The sequence below is a fragment of the Streptomyces sp. NBC_00273 genome (genome assembly GCF_036178145.1).
Lineage (GTDB): Bacteria > Actinomycetota > Actinomycetes > Streptomycetales > Streptomycetaceae > Streptomyces.
Genome location: NZ_CP108067.1, coordinates 1,209,441 through 1,225,780 on the forward strand (window position 1 = coordinate 1,209,441; position 16,340 = coordinate 1,225,780).

The 16,340-nt window shown below is 70.9% G+C and carries 10 protein-coding genes; 7 read left to right on the forward strand and 3 right to left on the reverse strand.

What is annotated here, in order from left to right; translation table 11 throughout:
* Positions 1 to 96: 96 nt before the first annotated feature.
* Genes OG386_RS05120 through OG386_RS05130 form a run of 3 tightly spaced genes read right to left on the reverse strand, consistent with a single transcriptional unit; the run spans position 97 to position 7,417 of the window.
* Complete coding sequence (locus tag OG386_RS05120) at positions 97 to 2,853, reverse strand: RNAseH domain-containing protein (protein ID WP_328786961.1); 2,757 nt, start codon at positions 2,851 to 2,853, stop codon at positions 97 to 99.
* Positions 2,850 to 6,188, reverse strand: coding sequence for a hypothetical protein (locus OG386_RS05125; RefSeq protein WP_328786962.1), 3,339 nt, complete (start codon positions 6,186 to 6,188; stop codon positions 2,850 to 2,852). The genes OG386_RS05120 and OG386_RS05125 overlap by 4 nt, the downstream gene beginning before the upstream one ends.
* Positions 6,189 to 6,214: 26 nt before the next feature.
* Complete coding sequence (locus tag OG386_RS05130) at positions 6,215 to 7,417, reverse strand: restriction endonuclease-related protein (protein ID WP_328786963.1); 1,203 nt, start codon at positions 7,415 to 7,417, stop codon at positions 6,215 to 6,217.
* Between the two features lie 346 nt (positions 7,418 to 7,763).
* On the opposite strand from OG386_RS05130, the gene OG386_RS05135 reads away from it, so the two are divergent.
* The 7 genes from OG386_RS05135 (at position 7,764) to OG386_RS05165 (ending at position 15,089) form a co-directional block, all read left to right on the forward strand.
* Entirely contained in the window at positions 7,764 to 8,510 is a 747-nt protein-coding gene (locus tag OG386_RS05135; RefSeq protein ID WP_328786964.1) for a protein kinase domain-containing protein, read from the forward strand.
* Positions 8,492 to 9,106: a GNAT family N-acetyltransferase gene (locus OG386_RS05140; protein WP_328786965.1), complete on the forward strand. Its 615-nt coding sequence runs from the start codon at positions 8,492 to 8,494 to the stop codon at positions 9,104 to 9,106. Before OG386_RS05135 ends, OG386_RS05140 begins: the two co-directional genes overlap by 19 nt.
* A 215-nt stretch (positions 9,107 to 9,321) precedes the next feature.
* Positions 9,322 to 9,624, forward strand: a complete 303-nt coding sequence (locus OG386_RS05145) for a hypothetical protein (protein WP_328786966.1) — start codon at positions 9,322 to 9,324, stop codon at positions 9,622 to 9,624.
* 97 nt (positions 9,625 to 9,721) lie between these two features.
* Positions 9,722 to 10,927, forward strand: coding sequence for an SIR2 family protein (locus OG386_RS05150; protein ID WP_328786967.1), 1,206 nt, complete (start codon positions 9,722 to 9,724; stop codon positions 10,925 to 10,927).
* 315 nt (positions 10,928 to 11,242) lie between these two features.
* Positions 11,243 to 11,992: a TnsA-like heteromeric transposase endonuclease subunit gene (locus OG386_RS05155; RefSeq protein ID WP_328793166.1), complete on the forward strand. Its 750-nt coding sequence runs from the start codon at positions 11,243 to 11,245 to the stop codon at positions 11,990 to 11,992.
* Entirely contained in the window at positions 11,989 to 14,073 is a 2,085-nt protein-coding gene (locus OG386_RS05160) for a Mu transposase C-terminal domain-containing protein (protein ID WP_328786968.1), read from the forward strand. Before OG386_RS05155 ends, OG386_RS05160 begins: the two co-directional genes overlap by 4 nt.
* Positions 14,070 to 15,089, forward strand: coding sequence for an ATP-binding protein (locus tag OG386_RS05165; RefSeq protein WP_328786969.1), 1,020 nt, complete (start codon positions 14,070 to 14,072; stop codon positions 15,087 to 15,089). The genes OG386_RS05160 and OG386_RS05165 overlap by 4 nt, the downstream gene beginning before the upstream one ends.
* Positions 15,090 to 16,340 lie beyond the last annotated feature (1,251 nt).

The window sequence follows — 16,340 nt, forward strand, 5'->3', positions numbered from 1 at the left end:
GTTCTGGTCAAGGCGCCCCTCTGTCTTCCAGGCCGCCCCTGTTCAACCGGGCCCGGAAATTCTCAGCGCCTCCTCGTCGGGGTTAGCGCGCCTTGGCTACAGGCTGGTCGTCTCCTCCTGCGCGGTGTCCTCGTCTTCGGCGGCATCGGGAGCGTCCTCGGCGCTCTCCGCGGTGCGGCGGTAGTAGGGGTGGGTGGAGTCCATCCTGCGGGCGAGGTGGAGGGGGGTGGGGGTGCTTTGGCGGACGTCGGAGGTGATGCCCTGGTTGGTCAGGATGGCGGCGACGGCTCCGATGAGGTCGCAGTCAGCGTCGGGGCTCTGGGCGATGACGGTGAACCGGGTGGCGGTGTGGGCGTAGCCGTTCTTGCTCTGGCTGCCGCTGTCGAAGCGTGTCTCGTCCTTGCCGAAGCGGCCGGCGGGGCCGGCGGCCCAGGTGCGGGGGACGTTGACGAGCAGGAGGTCGGGGTAGGTGACGGCGCCGTCGTCGGTGGCGAGCTGGAAGAGGCTGTTGGTGGTGTCGGTGGCGCGCCAGGTGCCGTCGCTGGTGCGCATGTGGGCCCCGGTGGGGCGGCCGATGCGTTCCAGGTCGCCGATGACGCGGACGGTTGCCAGGGGGCGTTGGGCGCGGGGGAGGCTGTGGCCGGACAGCCAGGACGCCGGCCGGGGCATGCCGGGCGGCGGGTTCTGGCCCAGGGCTTCGTCGGTGAGGCCCGCCCAGATGTACTCGGCGGCGTCGCCGTCGACGTAGAGCACCGCTGGGGCTGGTGAGGGGAGTTGGGTGCGGGTGGCGATGAGGGCCTGCTCGACGATGTCCGCGGCGGCGCGGGCCTGGAGTGTCTCGTCTGCGGCGGCGCGGTATCCGCTGACGTCCCAGGCGAGGTCGGCGGCGTGCAGCGCGGTGGTGGCCGGGCTGTGGGGCTGCCACTGTCCGGCCTGGGGGCTGTAGGCCCAGATCTGCCAGGGGGCGTCCTTTCCGCCGGTGGGGCGCATGGCGGTGAGGGTTGCGGTGATCGGTGCCGGTTCGGTGTTGCGGCGCTTGCCGGGTGTGCGGCGCTGGGCGTGGCGGCGGACGTGGATGCCGATGTGCCACCAGTTCTCGAGCGGAAGTTTGCCGAACGCGGCACCGAGGCGGTGGTCGGTGGCGCCGACGCCGCTGAGGATCTCGCGCAGCACGTTCGCGGTCGAGCTGTCGAGGCCGCTCTGGCGGGAGGCGACCTTCTTCGCACGGTACTTTTCGTTGTAGGGCTTGCCCTCCCGGGTGTGGGTGGGGACCGGCGGCGGGGCCTGCTTGATGTATTGGGAGGTCGCTGCGAGGCGCGCGAGAGCCTGCTTGGAGGGCCACTTGCCGTCCTCGGCCTCGGCCTTCTCGCGGGCTTCGACGCTCGGATACCAGCGCTCGGGGTCCCAGTCGGTCTCGCAGATCGCCGCGACGAGCGTGTCCTCGCGGGTGTGGGGGGCGAGCATCTGCGCCAGGTCCCGCTCGCGCTCCGCGCTGGTGCGCGGTCCGTGGCCGAGGGCACTGGCCTTGTCGTGGAGGAAGACGACCTCGATACGCCCGCCGGCGGCGGGTTCGACGCCGCCTTCCACGGCCTTCCAGTCCTCGCGGGTGCCCCACTGGGCGGCGATCGCGGCCTTCACCCGGGCGCGAACCTCGTCGGTGCTCCACAGGACGGGGACGAGGAGGGTGCCCACGCCGGCGGCGTCCAGGGCGGCGGGGATCCGTTCGAGGGGGATCGGTCCGCTGACGCGTGAGCCGCTCTCGGTGGGCGGCACCTTGATGCCGGGGACCTCGATGAACACGGGGCTGCGGTGGCTGTACTTCTCGCACCGGGTGTCGATGGCTTCCTCGATGCGGCGGAAAAACTCCATGCCGTGTCCGCGGCCCAGGCCGGGGGTGCGGACGCTGGCCGGGGCGACGGCCCAGACCGGCCCCGGGGACGTGTCGGCTAGGGCGTCGTCGGCCAGGTGCTCGGGGAAGGGCGGCACGTTCGAGCTCAGGCGGGGCAGTGCGGCCAGGCGGCGGCTGGCGGCGACCGCGGGGACGTTCAGGCGGCGCTTCCACGGCGGGCCGTCGGTGGTCGCGGCGACGGTGAGCGGCTGGTCGGGGTTGGCCAGCAGGACGGTGGCGACACCCTTCCAGGAGGTGGCGAGGAGGGTGGTGGTGGCGTTCACGGTCAGCGCGTGGCGCCGGGAGTGCCCGCTGGCGGCGGTGCCGATGGTGATACGGGGCAGCAGGTGGCGCACGATGCCCTTGCGGTCGGGTTCGGCGGGCAGTTCGTGGCCGATCGCGGCCAGGCGGCCGTCGGTGCACAGGGCGAAACGGACGGGGGCGCCGTTGTTGCGGGGCCACTCGAGGGTGGCGAGTTCCTCGGCCAGGCGCCAGCGTGCGAGTTCGCCCGGCCACCAGCCGCGCGAGCGCTTGCCGGCGCTCGGCGGCGGGGGCAGGACGGCGGAGCGGGGCTCGGCCCGGGCGAGGAGTTCGGCCAATTGTTCGCCGATGCGCCGGCCGTCGGGGCCCGGGACCACGGCTTCGGCCCAGTAGCGGAACACGTCGCGCCGGTCCTCGGCGCTGATCGGCGCCGCGCACAGGAGCTCGTAACAGCCGTCGTTCCACTGCCAGCGCGCCCAGGTGCCTGCCGCCGCGCGCAGGACACATTCCAGCGCCCGGTAGGGCGGCTGCACGTCCAGACTGGTGCTGACGTTGCGTTTGTACTCGCGCGAGAGCTCCATGGCCAGGTCCATGACGGGGGCGTCTGGCCGGTAGGCAATAACCTTGCCCAGGTCGGCGGGAGCGGTGCGGAACTGCAGCAGGCGGGCCTGCTTGCGGGCGACGCTGTCGAGCGGGCGACTCATGCGTACTCTCCCAGGTAGGCGTCGAAGCCCGCGCGCAGCGCGGGGAGCAGATGCTGGACGTGGGCGTACTCGGCGATTTCCTCGATGGTGTAGCCGTAAGAAGCGCCGAGCTGGACGAGGTCGTCCTGCGGGGACTGCTCAAGCAGCCCGCGGACCAGGGTGGGCAGGTCGGATCCCCAGGTGGGGTCGTGGAAGGCGCCGTCGATGAAGTGGAGCTCGACGTGGGTCTGCCCGCGGCGTCCGCGGCCTGCCAACTGGACGCTCTGCCCGAGGAGGGTGGCGACGAGTTCGTACTTCAGCTCGTCGGGCAGGGCGGAGAAGCGCTTGGGCGCGTTGAGGTTCAGGCGCAGGTGCGCGTCGGCCGCCGCCCGGGCCTGGGCCAGGACGGCGGCGGGGTCGTCGCCGGGCACGGTGCCGCGCCAAGCCCGGGCGGCGACGCTGGCCGCCAGCACCGCCGGGTCGTCGGCCGGCATGACCGGCCGCACACCCATGGCGATCAGGGTGATGGCCGACACGGCGACGCCCTCGAACACGGTCAGCACGTTCAAGCCCCGCTCGGTGCGCGGCAGCGGTGAGATGAGCACCTCGCCGTCGAGGTCCGCCAGCTCCGCGAAACGGTCGCGGGTGAGCTGGCCGATCGCGTCGCAGACCGGCGGCAGAGACGGATCAGGGGTGTCCGCGACGGCGACGTAGATCCGCAGCCGCCGCCCGAGGGCGAGCGCGGTGTCGTACAGGGCCTGGGCGAACAGGCGCCCCTGCCGGTAGGAATTGACGGTGATCAGGGCCCGCGCGCGATGCCGGGTGCGCGCCTCCGCCGCAAGCCGGTCCAGGTCGCGCACCAGGCACGGTGCGTAGCCGGCGGCCAGTGAGATGACCCGATGGTCGCGTTCACTGTAGGGAGTGCTGCCGACGGCCAAGAGCTTTCCGTCGGAGACGGGGGTGCTGTTGAAGATGGTCAGACCACCGCGGAGGGTGTCGGGCATCGCCCAGTCGGGGCGGGCGAGCAGGTGGGTACGTGCCGCGCCCGGCATGAAGCCGGTGGCGGACATGCCCAGGACAGTACGCTGGCGGCCGCTTAGGGCGAGGGAGACGATGCTGCCGAGGAACTGCGTCTCGGTGTGGGGGTCGGCGCGCAGCACCTCCATCTTCAAACTCGCATGGGCACCCGGGTCGTCCAGCCCCTCGAAGCGGAACCCGCCCGGCTGGCGGCCCAGTGGCCCGAACGGGACGACGGTGCCGGCGCCCTGGTGGCCGATCGCGTCTGCGAGCTCGGAGGCCGCGTCGATGCCGTGCCCGGCGAGTTCGCCGACCCTGTCCGTCAGAGTGAACATCGTGTGGACGATGGCCGTCAGCCACGTCTTCATGATCAGCGCGTGCAGGACGCCCGCGGTGACTTCCGTGCGCGTGGGCGCCCGCACCGGCTCCGGCCGGTCGAGACTGCGCTGCGCCGGCACCGTGGACTCGGCAGGTGCTCCGTCGCCTCCGTCCTCGGCGGCGCAGAAGGCTGGCAGCGCTGCGGAGAGGATCTCCCGCAGTTCGTCCTTGAGGGCGGCAAGCTGCCACTCCCCGCCCTCGTCGATCGTGAGCATCCGCTCCAGTAGGCCCGGGACGGGCCGCAGCCGGTCCGGCAGGACGGCGCTGGGAGGGCGGTCGCCCGGCCGGGTGGCCACGCGCGGGAGCAAGGCCTGCAGACGGTCGGCCTGCTCGGCGGTGGCCGCAGCGTCACGGTCCACCCCGATCAGGTGCTCCAGCAAATGCCGGTCCCACTGATGGGGCTGATACCAGCGCTTGCGGTCCTGCAGGACCTGCCGCGTCCGGCGCGGGTCCTGCCCGCGGGCCAGGGCCCGCGCCTGGGCGACCTCGGTGCAGACCTCCTCCCCGGCCACCAGGTCGAGCAGCTGCTCGGCCAGGAACACCGCCCGGGTCAAGGGCCGACGCACGGCCATCGCCAGCCGCGGCGGCGCTTGGTGAAGGCTGTCGCGGATGCGCCGCAGCACCGTGGTTGGGCGGGAGCGGGACGCGAGCTCCAGCACGCCGCACGCGTCGAACCCCCGCGACTGGTAGGCGTCGACCTCGTCGACGACCACATAGGACGCCAGGCGCAGAAGGAACTCCCGCACGCTGATGCTGTTGCGGACCTCCCCGTCGACCTCCACCGGAACCTTGATCATCCCGGACTGGAAACAGGCATGGGTGGTCACGATGATCCGGGCCGTCGTCGCGGCCTCGACATGGGAGAACTTCCCGCAGGACGACACATAAGGGCACAGCGCCCGCTCCGGCTGGCCGAAAGCATCCGACGCCGCGACCGTGCACGGCTCCCTGCCGGCTTCGAAGGCGTCGCGTCCCTCGAGCTGCGCCTGCACGGCGCACCCGTAGGCGGAGTTGTCGATGAGGAAGGCGATGCTCGCCGAAGCGTGCGCCAGCGGCACGCCGGTGCCCTCCAGCTTCGCCGCGGAGCGCAGCGCGAAGTTGTACCGGCTGTTGGGGGCGATGAACGGCGTGGCCGTCTCCTTGACGCCAGCCGCCCGCAGCTCCTGCTGCAGGGTGGAGGCCTCGGCGTAGACGTCGCCGTTGTCGCTGACCACCAGCACGGTGGTGCGGCCCTGGCCCGCCTGCTGGATCGCCAGCCCCCGGCCGAAGACGTTCTTGCCCACGCCCGGAGGCGCACTCAGCAGGTGCATCCGGCCCGGCGGCAGGACGACAGGTTCCACGGGGCGCTGTCCGCCACCGATGGTCCCGCGCAGCAGCAGCGCGATCTGCTTCTCCCGGAAGGCCGGGCCCTTCATGCCCTGGTCGGTGTCCCGACTCTGCCAGCCGAGCTCGTCGGCATCTACCACCAACTCCACCGACGGCGCGGTCACGACCTGAGGCGGCCTGTACACCCCCTGCTCGTCGGGGAAGGCGAGCTGGACCCGCCCACGCGATGTCGGCGCCGACCAGCCCGATCCGCTCGCGACCCGCAGCATCCGCCCGCGCCTGGTCGGCGCGAGCAGGCGTTCGGCGACGTCCGAAGGGTCCTGCCCGTGAGCCGGCAGCACCTCGAGCGCCCGCCCCCGCGCGCTGTACCCGAGCGCGTAGAGAGCGGGCAGCGGGTCGTCCACGTCCGGAGTGTGGAAGACGTCGTAGACGGTCCGTTCGACGTGGTGCAGTAGTGCCTCCCCCCGATGGCGGGTGCCCAACAGCGCGCCGAGGCGCTGCTTGTCCGCCTCCGACCACTGCTCCCAGCCCGCCACGACACGCGGCGCGTGCCCGCTCAGCAGGACATGGGCGTCCGCGACGCGCACCACCTGCCGCCCGTCGCGGAACCGGGCGGGAAGAAGATACTCAGCCAAGGCCAGAGCCCCGGCAATCGTCCTGCTCACGCCCCCTCCACCTCCGCCACCAGGTCGCCATCGGTCAGCACGCGCGCCCCGCTGCCCCGCACCACCCGGCGCAGCAGCGGCAGGTACCCCCGCAGGTGTTCAGGCACCACAAAGCACAGATCGCCGGGCCCCTCGGGATCCTCGCGCAGCTTCTGGGCCAGCCCGTACGGGTCGGCCCAGGTCTTGACGTCGACGCGCCACGCCCTGGACCGGCCGGGACGAGTGACATGCAGGTCATAGGCGTCGCCGAACGGCCACAGCCGCACCTCCGCGCCCAAGGCGACCAGCCGGTCGCGCAGCTCGACCTCCAGCAGGCCCGGGAGCGTCACCCACAGCCACAGGGCGTAGGGCAACGCCACGTAGCCCTCCACGGGCAGCAGCTCCGGCACGGTGCGCAGTTCGCCGCACGGGACCAGGCGCCAGCCCGCCACCGCAGTCGGCTCGGCCCGGTACCGGGCGCCCAGCAGGCTGTGGCGCTCGTCCTCGCACTCGACATTCACCACGCCGTTGGTGCGGTAGGTGGCCCGCATCGTCCATCTGCACATCGGACACGCTGCCCACAGGCCGCCGAACTGCCGGGTCGGGGAGATATCGGTGTACGCGCCCAGCTCGACCAACGCGGTGTTCCGGGACAAAACGCGCCGTGTCAGGACGGGCGTGCGGACCATCGCCTCCCGGCCCTGGGTGTACGCCTCGAAGCCGACGGCCCTCAGCGCGCGGAAGACGGCGTGCTGGACGGTCTCGCCGGAGATCCGCGACAGCCCGGTACTCACCGGCAGCATCCCCACCGCCCGCAGCAGGCTGTGCAGATGGCGGATGTCGGCACCGATCCCCGGGGCCTGGTGGCCGTGCTCAGAGGCCTCCACCGCGAGCCGGTGCAGCGCCGAACTGGGCATGCCGTCGTCATCGAGCAGCCACAGCTTGCCGAGCACTGATCCCTGGGGACGTCCCGGCAGAAGGTCGGCCACCCGGCTTCCGCGGAGCCGACGGGCGAACACCTCGTAGGACGGTGCCTGCTCAAGGACCCCGAACGAGCGCACGTAGCGACCATGGCACTCCATCAGCAGCCGCATCCGTCCCTGCGCCTCGCCCTCACTGCTACTCAAGGCGAGCGCTGCGACCACGCAGGCGTCGAGCGCTGCGCGCTGGTCCGCGTCGAGTTCTTGAACGGCCGCTGCCGTCCCGGCTACCGCCGACACTCCGGTCCTCCCTGCACCGCATCGAGCCCATGCCACAACCTCAACCCCTCCGCCCTGTGGGAGGGCACGGGAGTTCGGGGACCTTCCCCCGATCCGGTGACCCCAGTCCGACGTGCGCGGTGCGGTGGTCTTCCGGACGGACTCGTGTCCGGCTGCCTCCGGATCGGGGCCAGCAGCGTCGTGCTCCCAACAGCGCTCCGCAGGCGACGCGTGGGCCAAGCGCTTCCTCCCCCCGGTGAAGCCCTCACCCGCCTCACCGAACGGCTCGGTGATCCCAATCACCGCCAGACTCCTGAGTGACCGGCGCGGTTCCCGGGCCTGGAAGATCCAAGGGCCTCGGGGAACCGTGGCCCTGAAGGCGAACAGCCCCGACGAGGCGACCGCCCGGGACAAGGCTGCCGAGATTGCCCAGGAGGACGAGCACCTCCTCCGCCTCACCGAGGCCGGCGCCCTTCGCCCCGACTACCGCGTCGCCGCCGGCCCTTGGGACGGTGGCCGGTGGCTCGCGGTCGGCTGGGTCGACGGCGTCCCGCTGTGGCGGGCGCTCGCCCTGGCCCGCGGCCCCGAAGGCGACCGCCCGTCGGTCCGGACCTGGCTCCAGCGCATCGTCCGCACCTGGGCCGAGCACCTGGCCGGCTGGGCCCACGCCGACGTCCAGCCCACCAACACCCTCATCGCCGAAGGCGGCCGCGCCGAGGTCATCGACTACGCCCTCGCCTGCGGCCCCGAACCGGATAGGCGCTTGCCGTACCGCGGCGCTCTAACCCACACGACCGCCCCCGAGATCGCCGCCGCCGTTCTCGCGACCGCGGCGGACATACACGTTCAGGCGCAGCCGGCTGCCGACGTGTGGAGCCTGGGTGCCTCCTTGTTCTGGTGCTGGACCGGCCACCGCCCCGTCCCCTACGACGACAGCCTCGACCGCCTGGACAAGCTGGCGGTCATCGCCACAGGCCGCGCCAGCCCGCTGGCCGACGTACGGCCCTGGCCGTTCCCCGACTTCGAGACCACTATCACCGCCTGCCTGGCCCCTGACCCCGCCGACCGCCCAACCGCCAAGGAACTGATCGCAGCATGGCCCTGCGCGCCCTGACCCTCGACGACGCCCCCGCCCTCACCCGCATCTACAGCGGCGCCTCGGTCCGGTACACCACCGGCCGCGCGCTCTCTCTAGACCAGGCCCCGGAGAAGATCCGCAGCGCCCTCGTACGGGCGGCCGCGACTCCGAGGGCGCAGTGGAGCTGGGGCATCCTCGCCGCCGACGAGATGATCGGCCTCATCGCTCTGCGCCGCCGCTCGCCCGTTATGGGGACCATCAGCTACATCCTGCGCGAGGACACCTGGGGCAACGGCTACGCCACCGACGCCGCCCAGCAGGTCGTCGCCTTCGCCTTCACCACCGCTGGCCTGGAGCGGGTGGAAGCCATGCACCACCCCGCCAATCCGGCCTCCGGCCGGTGTCCTGGCCAAGGCCGGCTTCTCCCGCAGCGGTACCACCGACCAGCCTGCCGCCGATGGGGCCGTCGTGCCATACGAGACGTACGCAATCCGAAACAGGGCGCGCTAAGGCGCAGGAGAGGCGCACCGAGAGGGGCCTGTCCGTGTCCGGGGCTGGCGGCGCTGTCAGGACGGCTTGCCCCGGCTCGGGCGGGTCAGCGGCGCCCGACGGTGCCGCGGACGAGGGCGTAGGTAATCACGCAGAAGCCACCCCGTAGGTGAGTGCCGATGCTGGCGAGTCCGGCTGCCAGACCGTGTTCTCGGCGGTTGTTGGAAGGCCGGTCAGATGAGCGGTTCCTCAGGGTTGTGAGTGGCCGAGACCGCACCCTTCTCGTCCATCTGACGTAAACTGGTGCTGGGCGGTCAACTCCGGCCGCTCTGCTCCCGCGTGCCCAAGGAGGCGTGCCGTGGTCGAACAGTCGACGGAACCCCATGTGAATCTTGCCCTCGGTCTGCGGGCCGTACCCGGGGGGTACGCGGTGCTGCTCGGTGCCGGGGCTTCCGTATCGGCCGGCATGCTTTCCGCCTGGGGCGTCCAGTGCGATCTGATCCGCCAGATTGCCAGCGTCGAGGGCGTCGAGATCCCCGATGGAGACGACGGTCCGTACGACTGGTACGTGAACCGCTTCGAGCGCGACCCGGCCTACGACACCCTCCTGGCTGACCTCTCCGGTACCACGGGCGGGCGCCAGGTGCTGCTCCGCTCCTAACTTCGAGCCCGACGAGACGGAGCGCGAGCAGGGCATCAAGCAGCCCGCGGACGCGCACCGCGCTCTCGCACGCCTGGTCGCCGACGGATACATCAGGGTGATCATCACCCTGAACTTCGACCACCTCATCGAGGACGCCCTGCGCGAGGCCGGGCTGCGCCCGACCATCATCAGGCGCCCGTCCGACATGGCCGGGATGATCCCCCTGCACGCACAGCGCCAGGGCGTGGTCATCCACCTCCACGGCGACTACCTCGACCCGGACAGCATGCGCAACACCCCCGAGGAGCTCAGCTCGTACGAGGAGGAGGTCGACAAGCTCCTCGACCAGGTCTTCGACGAGTACGGCCTGATCATCGCCGGATGGTCAGCCAAGTACAACCCGGCCCTCGTGAACGCCCTCAGACGCTGCCCCACTCGCCGCTTCGACACCTACTGGGCAGACCCGTACCCCCTCTCCACCACCGCCATCGAGCTCATGGAACAGCGCCAGGGCACCTACGTGCCGGCCGACGCCGACCGCTTCCTCACCCGCACCGCCGACGCCGTCACCGCCCTCGCCGAGCACAACCGCGCCAACCCCCAGAACATCGCCACCGCCATCGCCACCGCCAAGCGCGAACTGCGCGGCGACGGCCCGGCCATCAACCTCCATGACACCCTGCGCCGCGAAGCCGCCCGCCTTGCCGACCACCCGCTGCGCACGGACACCGCTGACCTCCCCCAGCCTGATCTGGACGCCGAGCACGAGCGGCGCCTTACGGCGTGGGAGGCCGAGACCGAGACGCTGGCCGCTCTCGCTGCGGTCACCGCCTACTGGGGCACCGATACCACCGACCGCTACTGGTTCACCGACGTCGAGCGTCTCGCAACCGTCACGTGGGGTACCGGGCACAGGGCTCTCAACGATCTGCGCCGCGCGCCGGCCACCCTGCTCCTCCATAGCGCCGGTATCGCCGCGGCCGCGGCCGAACGCTGGCCGCTGGCGGCCCGCCTGCTCACCGGCCCCCGCGCCGAGGACATCATGAGCAGGCTCGACATGCCTGCGGCGGCCCTGCTCGGACCCGACACGGTTCTCAGCCTGCCCACCTCCGCAGCACGGGTACACAAGTACCTCAAGCCCATCTTCACCGGGCACGTGGTGGCCAACGAGAACGCCTTCACCGAGGGCGTGGGAGCACTTCGAGTACCTGCGCCTGCTCGTCCAGGAGGACGCCGGGAACTACATCGGCACGCCGCACCTGCTGGTCTCCGGGACGCGCGGCGACTACCGGCCGCTGGCATCCCACTGGCTCGAGCGTGAACTCGCATCGGGCGACCAGCACCCGCTGCTGCGCGCCGGCTTTCTCGGAGGAGACCTCGAAAGGGTCACCAAGACCCAGAAGATGGCGGACTCCCGCATTTCCGACTGGGTCGACCGGATCGACTGGAGCACCAGCAAGGTGATCAACAGGTACGGACGGTTCTATCCTGACGAACTGAACTGACTCAGAGCGAACAAGCACTGGGGGCCTGACCTGTGACAGTGAAGATGGGCTGATTGCCACCCAAGTTGAGCCAACGCTACTTTGTGACAACGAAGTTGGGCCGGTGGGGGACTCGTTGGGTGGGGGACGTGGTGGGGGCACCTGCCCAGGCAGTTGATCAGGCTGCGCTTACGGGCTTTGAGCTGGACTTTTCTGTTGACGCGGTACGCAGACGTCGGCCGCTGGGGTCTAGCTGGGACGTCCGATTCGAGGGCGTGGAGCCGGTCCGTGAGTTCTCGTGGCACAGGTACACGCGGGGCTTCGCGGGCTGGTACTACTCGGCGACGGTGAGGGACCACGTCGGCTACGAGTCGTGGCTGGAGCGGGACCGGCTGGTCCTGCTGGACCGGGATCCGCAGGTGGTGGGCATCGCCTCGCAGCCGTTCTGGCTGCATTGGGATGACGGGGGCCGGGGGCGCCGGCACGCGCCCGACTACTTCGTCCGGCTCGCCGACGATGGGGCCCGTGTCGTTGATGTCCGCGCCGAGGACGACCTGGACGAGCAGACGCGGGAAGCCTTCGCCGCGACCGAGCGCGCGTGCCGGGCGGTGGGCTGGGAGTTCACCTGGGCGGGGCGGCCGGATCCGGTGTTCATGGCGAACGTCCGCTGGCTGGCCCGCTACCGGCGGGCCCGCTGCGGCCGGCCGGCGGAGGTGGCGGCCCGGCTGCTGGAGGTGTTCCGGGAGCCGAAGGGTTTGTGGGAGGGCGCCGGGCTGGTCGGGGACCGGCTGCGGGTGCTGCCGGTGCTGTTCCACCTGCTGTGGTCCGGAGCTTTGGAGACGGACCTGGCGGGGGCCTTGATGCAGACCGACAGCGTGGTCTGGACGGAGAGAAGCGGATGAGCGAGTTGAAACGACCGCCGGCCTTGGCGGTCGGCCACAGGATCCAGCTTCAGGGCCAGGTCCGGGGGGTTCTCGAGGTCACCGCACAAGCGGCGGTGGTGGAGGACGCGAACGCGGGGCATCGGGTGGTCGCGCTGATCGATCTGTTCGAGGCGCCGGACTTCGAGGTCCTGTTCCAGCCGGAACGGATGCCGTTGCCGCAGGTCGGGCTGCTGGAGGCGTTCCCACCCGAGGCGGTGAAGCAGGCCCTGTGGTGGGAGGGGCACATCCTGGAGGTCCTGCATGGAGTCGTGCCGGCTGCGGAGCACGGCACGCAGCCGCGGCCAGGCTATGGACCCGGTTCCTCGGTGACGTCGCGGGAGCGGGCGAAGGCGGCAGAGCTGGCCGCCGCCGGCCATGCTGTCGCGGCCAAGACGATCGCGAACCGGCGCCGCCGCTACCAGGCTGAGGGCCTGGTCGGGCTGGCGGACCGCCGTCCGGTCCGCCGGCGGGCGGAGTTCGGGTCGGTTCCCGAGGCGGTGGTTGAGGCGATGCGGAAGGCGATCAAGGAGGGCGTCGACACCTCGACGCGCAACGGGGCCTACCTGATTTGGCGGACCGGGGAGATCTTGCGGGAGGCGGGCGGCGAGGCCGAGCTGCCGGCCCGCCAGACCCTCTACCGGCTGCTGGCGAAGCTGACGAAGGGAACCCACGCGACCGGCTCGGCGGTCACCAGGCGTTCGAAGGCCCACGGGGCGAACGCGCCGTTCGGCGAGTTGACCGTGTCGGCTCCGGGCGAGGTGATGCAGATCGACTCCACCCCGCTGGATGTGATGGTCCGCCTCGACAACGGGGTGATCGGCAAGGTTGAGCTGACCGGGATGATCGACGTCGCAACCCGCACGCTGTCGGCGGCGGTGCTGCGGCCGACGACGAAGTCGGTGGACGCGAGCGTGCTGCTGGCCCGCACCGTCACGCCCGAGCTGATGCGGCCGGGCTGGGTCGACGCGCTGAAGATGTCCCGCTCGGTGCTGCCGCACCGCAGGCTGCTGACCTTGGACGAGCGACTGGAGCACGCGGCCGCGAAGCCGGTGATCGTCCCGGAGATGATCGTCTGCGATCACGGGAAGGTGTTTATCTCCCGCAACTTCCGATCCTCCTGCCGGTTCCTGGAGATCGACTTCCAGCCTACGCACAAGGGGGCGCCCTTCCAGAAGGGCCACATCGAGAAGATGCTGGGCTCGGTGGCCTTGATGTTCGCGCAGTTCCTGCCTGGGTACACCGGCCGCAACACCGACCAGCGCGGGCGGCATCCGGAGCAGGAAAACGTGTGGTCGCTGCCCGAGCTGCAGGACCTGCTGGACGAGTGGATCATCGCCAAGTGGCAGAACCGCCCGCACGACGGCCTGCGCGACCCCGATCATCCCGGCCGGCTGTTCACGCCGAACCAGAAGTACGCTGCCCTGGTCGAGGCATGCGGCTACGTTCCGGTCGCGCTGAGCGGGCAGGACTACGTCGAACTGCTGCCCTCAGCCTGGCGGGCGGTCAACTCCTACGGCATCCGGATCAACAACCGCACCTACGACAGTCCCGAGCTGGGGCCGATGCGTCTGAAGGACTCCGGGGTGACCGCGAAGCGGGGGCTCTGGGAGGTCCACCGGGACCCCTACGACGTCTCCTACGTCTGGGTACGCGATCACCGCGGCGACGGCGGCTGGGTGAAGGCGACCTGGAAGCACTTGAACCGGGCCCCGGTCCCCTTCGGGGACCTGGCCTGGGACCACGTCAGCCACCAGCTGCCCAAGGCCACCGAGGAAGAGCTCGCCCAGGCCGTCGCGGACCTGCTGACCCGCGCGCACGCCGGCCCCGGCCGGGCGGCGGGGAAGAAGGACAGGAAGCCCAAGACGGGGGCGGCCAAGGACGGGCGGCGGATCGCCGCCCGGACGAAGGCTTCCGCACCGACGGTCCCTGCCCCGGCGCCGGAACCGCCAGGTGACGTCGAGGACGGCCCTGACGTGCTGGACGAGGCCGAAGGCGATCTCGCCGAGGTGATCCCGCTGGGCCTGTTCAACCCGCTCGAGGACCCCTGGGGACGCTCATGACCGCACTGCTTGCCGACAACTCCGGAGAGGACTTCGGACGGCAGCTGACCAGCCTGCCGGGCTGGCGCGGGTTCGTCGACGCGTCCCTGGGCGAGCCCATGGCCCCGTTGACGAGGGCCGAGTACGACGCGCTGGAGGCGGAGGACCGGGACGCCTACGACGACGACCGGCTCGACCACCACGCCCGCCTTCAGGTCGTCGCCACCTCCACGGTCCGCAACACGGTGACCTGCGGCCGTCGGCTGGTCATCCTCAACCGCGGGGCCGTCAGTGCCCGCCGGGGCATGATTGTCTCCGGGCCCGCGAACACCGGCAAGACGATCGCGCTGACCCAGCTCGGCCTGGCACACGAACTGCAGGACCGCCGCCGGCACCTCGGCCAAGGCAACCGCATCCCGGTCATCTACATCACCGTCCCGCCGGCCGCGACACCACGCATGATCGCCGCCGAGTTCGCCCGCTTCCTGGGCCTGCCGGTCCTGCGGAGCTCGAACATCACCGACCTGACCGAGGCCGTCGTCGGCGTCTGCACCAAGGCCGGAACCGGCCTGATCCTGGTCGACGAGATCCACAACATCTCCCTGACCACCCGCCACGGAGCCGACGCCTCAGACACCCTGAAGTACTTCTCCGAGCGCATACCGGCGACCTTCGCCTACGCGGGCATCGACATCGAGGACGGCAGCCTTCTCTCGGGCACCCGCGGCGACCAGATCGCCGCCCGCTTCACCTCGATGGCCACCCACTCCTTCCCCTACAACGCCGAATGGAAGTCGCTGGTCGCGCAGATGGAGGCCAACCTCATCCTGCACGAGCACCAGGCCCGCACCCTGACCCGGCTGGACCGCTTCCTCCACACCCGGACCAACGGCATGATCGGCACTCTCTCCCACCAGATCCGCGGGGCCGCCGTCGACGCGATCCTCAGCCGCACCGAGAAGATCACCAAGGCAGCCCTGCTGGCCGTCGACCTGGACATCGCCTCCAGCCGCAAGCGTCCGGCCGCGGCTCGGTGAACCGGCCCGCTGGCGAAGCCCCCGTGCTCCGGCTGCCGTTCCAGGTCCGCCCCCAAAGCGGCGAAGGCCCTCGCTCGTTCATCATCCGGCTCGCCCAGGCGAACTGCCTTCCACCCGCTTACCTGCGCAAATACCTCACTCAGCCGCCCTTGCACCGCGGCACCCCGACCTGGGACCGCATCGCCGCGGTCACAGGACGCGAGCCGGCCGAGCTCCGGCAGATCCTGGAAACCGTCGAATGCACGGAGTGCGGCAAACCGATCCGGCCCCTCGTGAGCTTCGGGGTCACTCCCCGGACCTGCTCCAAGGCTTGCCGCCAGCGGCGTTACCGCAAGGGCATCCCAGCGAGCGACTGGAAGAAGGTGCCGTGCCACGTCTGCGGACAGCTGATGCGACGCCTCGGCCAGAGTCGCCGCATGTGTTCCTCCCACTGCCGCCGACTCGCCTTCCAGTTCGGCCAGCACGGTGAACCACTGCCCAGGGCGCCGAAGGCCAGGAACAACTTCGAGCCGGCCGAGACGAACGAGCACACCGGTCTCTGCCTGGCCTGCGAAGGCCCTATGAAAGGCTCCACCAGGCGAAAGGGATGCTCGCGACGCTGCAGTTCCAAGATCGCCCACTGGACTCGCAACCCGCTGCCGACGGCCGGCTGCCGGCACTGTCAGGAACCGCTCCTTCCCAGAGCGGACGGCCAGCTCCGCGAGTGGTGCTCGAGCGAGTGCAGAACCCAGGAACGGCACGGCCAGCAATCTCCGGGCGCGGCCGCGATCCCGCCCCAGGAGGCGGAGGCCGAACTCGACCACGCTTCCTCGGAGACGCCAGAGGCCGCTGCCACCTCCGGCGGTCAGAGCTGTCGGGGCTGCGAGCGCCGCTTCCAGCCTCTCCGCTCCAACCCCTGGTGCTCTCGCCAATGCCTGCACCGTGAGCTCGTGAAACATGCTGAACTGCAAGAATGCGGGGCATGCGGACTCTCGATGGCCCACCGCAAGCCGGGCACCGGCCGCATCTGGTGCTCGAACGCATGTCGCCAAAGATCCACCCGCTGGAACGCAGAGCTTCGGGCCCGAGCGCAAATGATCAACTCCAGCGAGTCCTGGCCAGAGCCGGTACAACCCACCTGCCGATGCTGCGAACGGGTCTATCAGCCCCTCAGGCCCAACCCGTGGTGCTCGGACGACTGCTTTGACCAGGAAGTCCTCAGGCGATCCGAGCGGCAGGAATGCCGGGCCTGCGGAACATCGATGACGCACC

Bases quoted from the DNA above. Each gene is read 5' to 3' on its own strand.
- OG386_RS05120 (WP_328786961.1), bottom strand. From the start codon at position 2,853: ATGAGTCGCCCGCTCGACAGCGTCGCCCGCAAGCAGGCCCGCCTGCTG.
- OG386_RS05140 (WP_328786965.1), top strand. From the start codon at position 8,492: ATGGCCCTGCGCGCCCTGACCCTCGACGACGCCCCCGCCCTCACCCGC.
- OG386_RS05160 (WP_328786968.1), top strand. From the start codon at position 11,989: ATGAGCGAGTTGAAACGACCGCCGGCCTTGGCGGTCGGCCACAGGATC.
- OG386_RS05165 (WP_328786969.1), top strand. From the start codon at position 14,070: ATGACCGCACTGCTTGCCGACAACTCCGGAGAGGACTTCGGACGGCAG.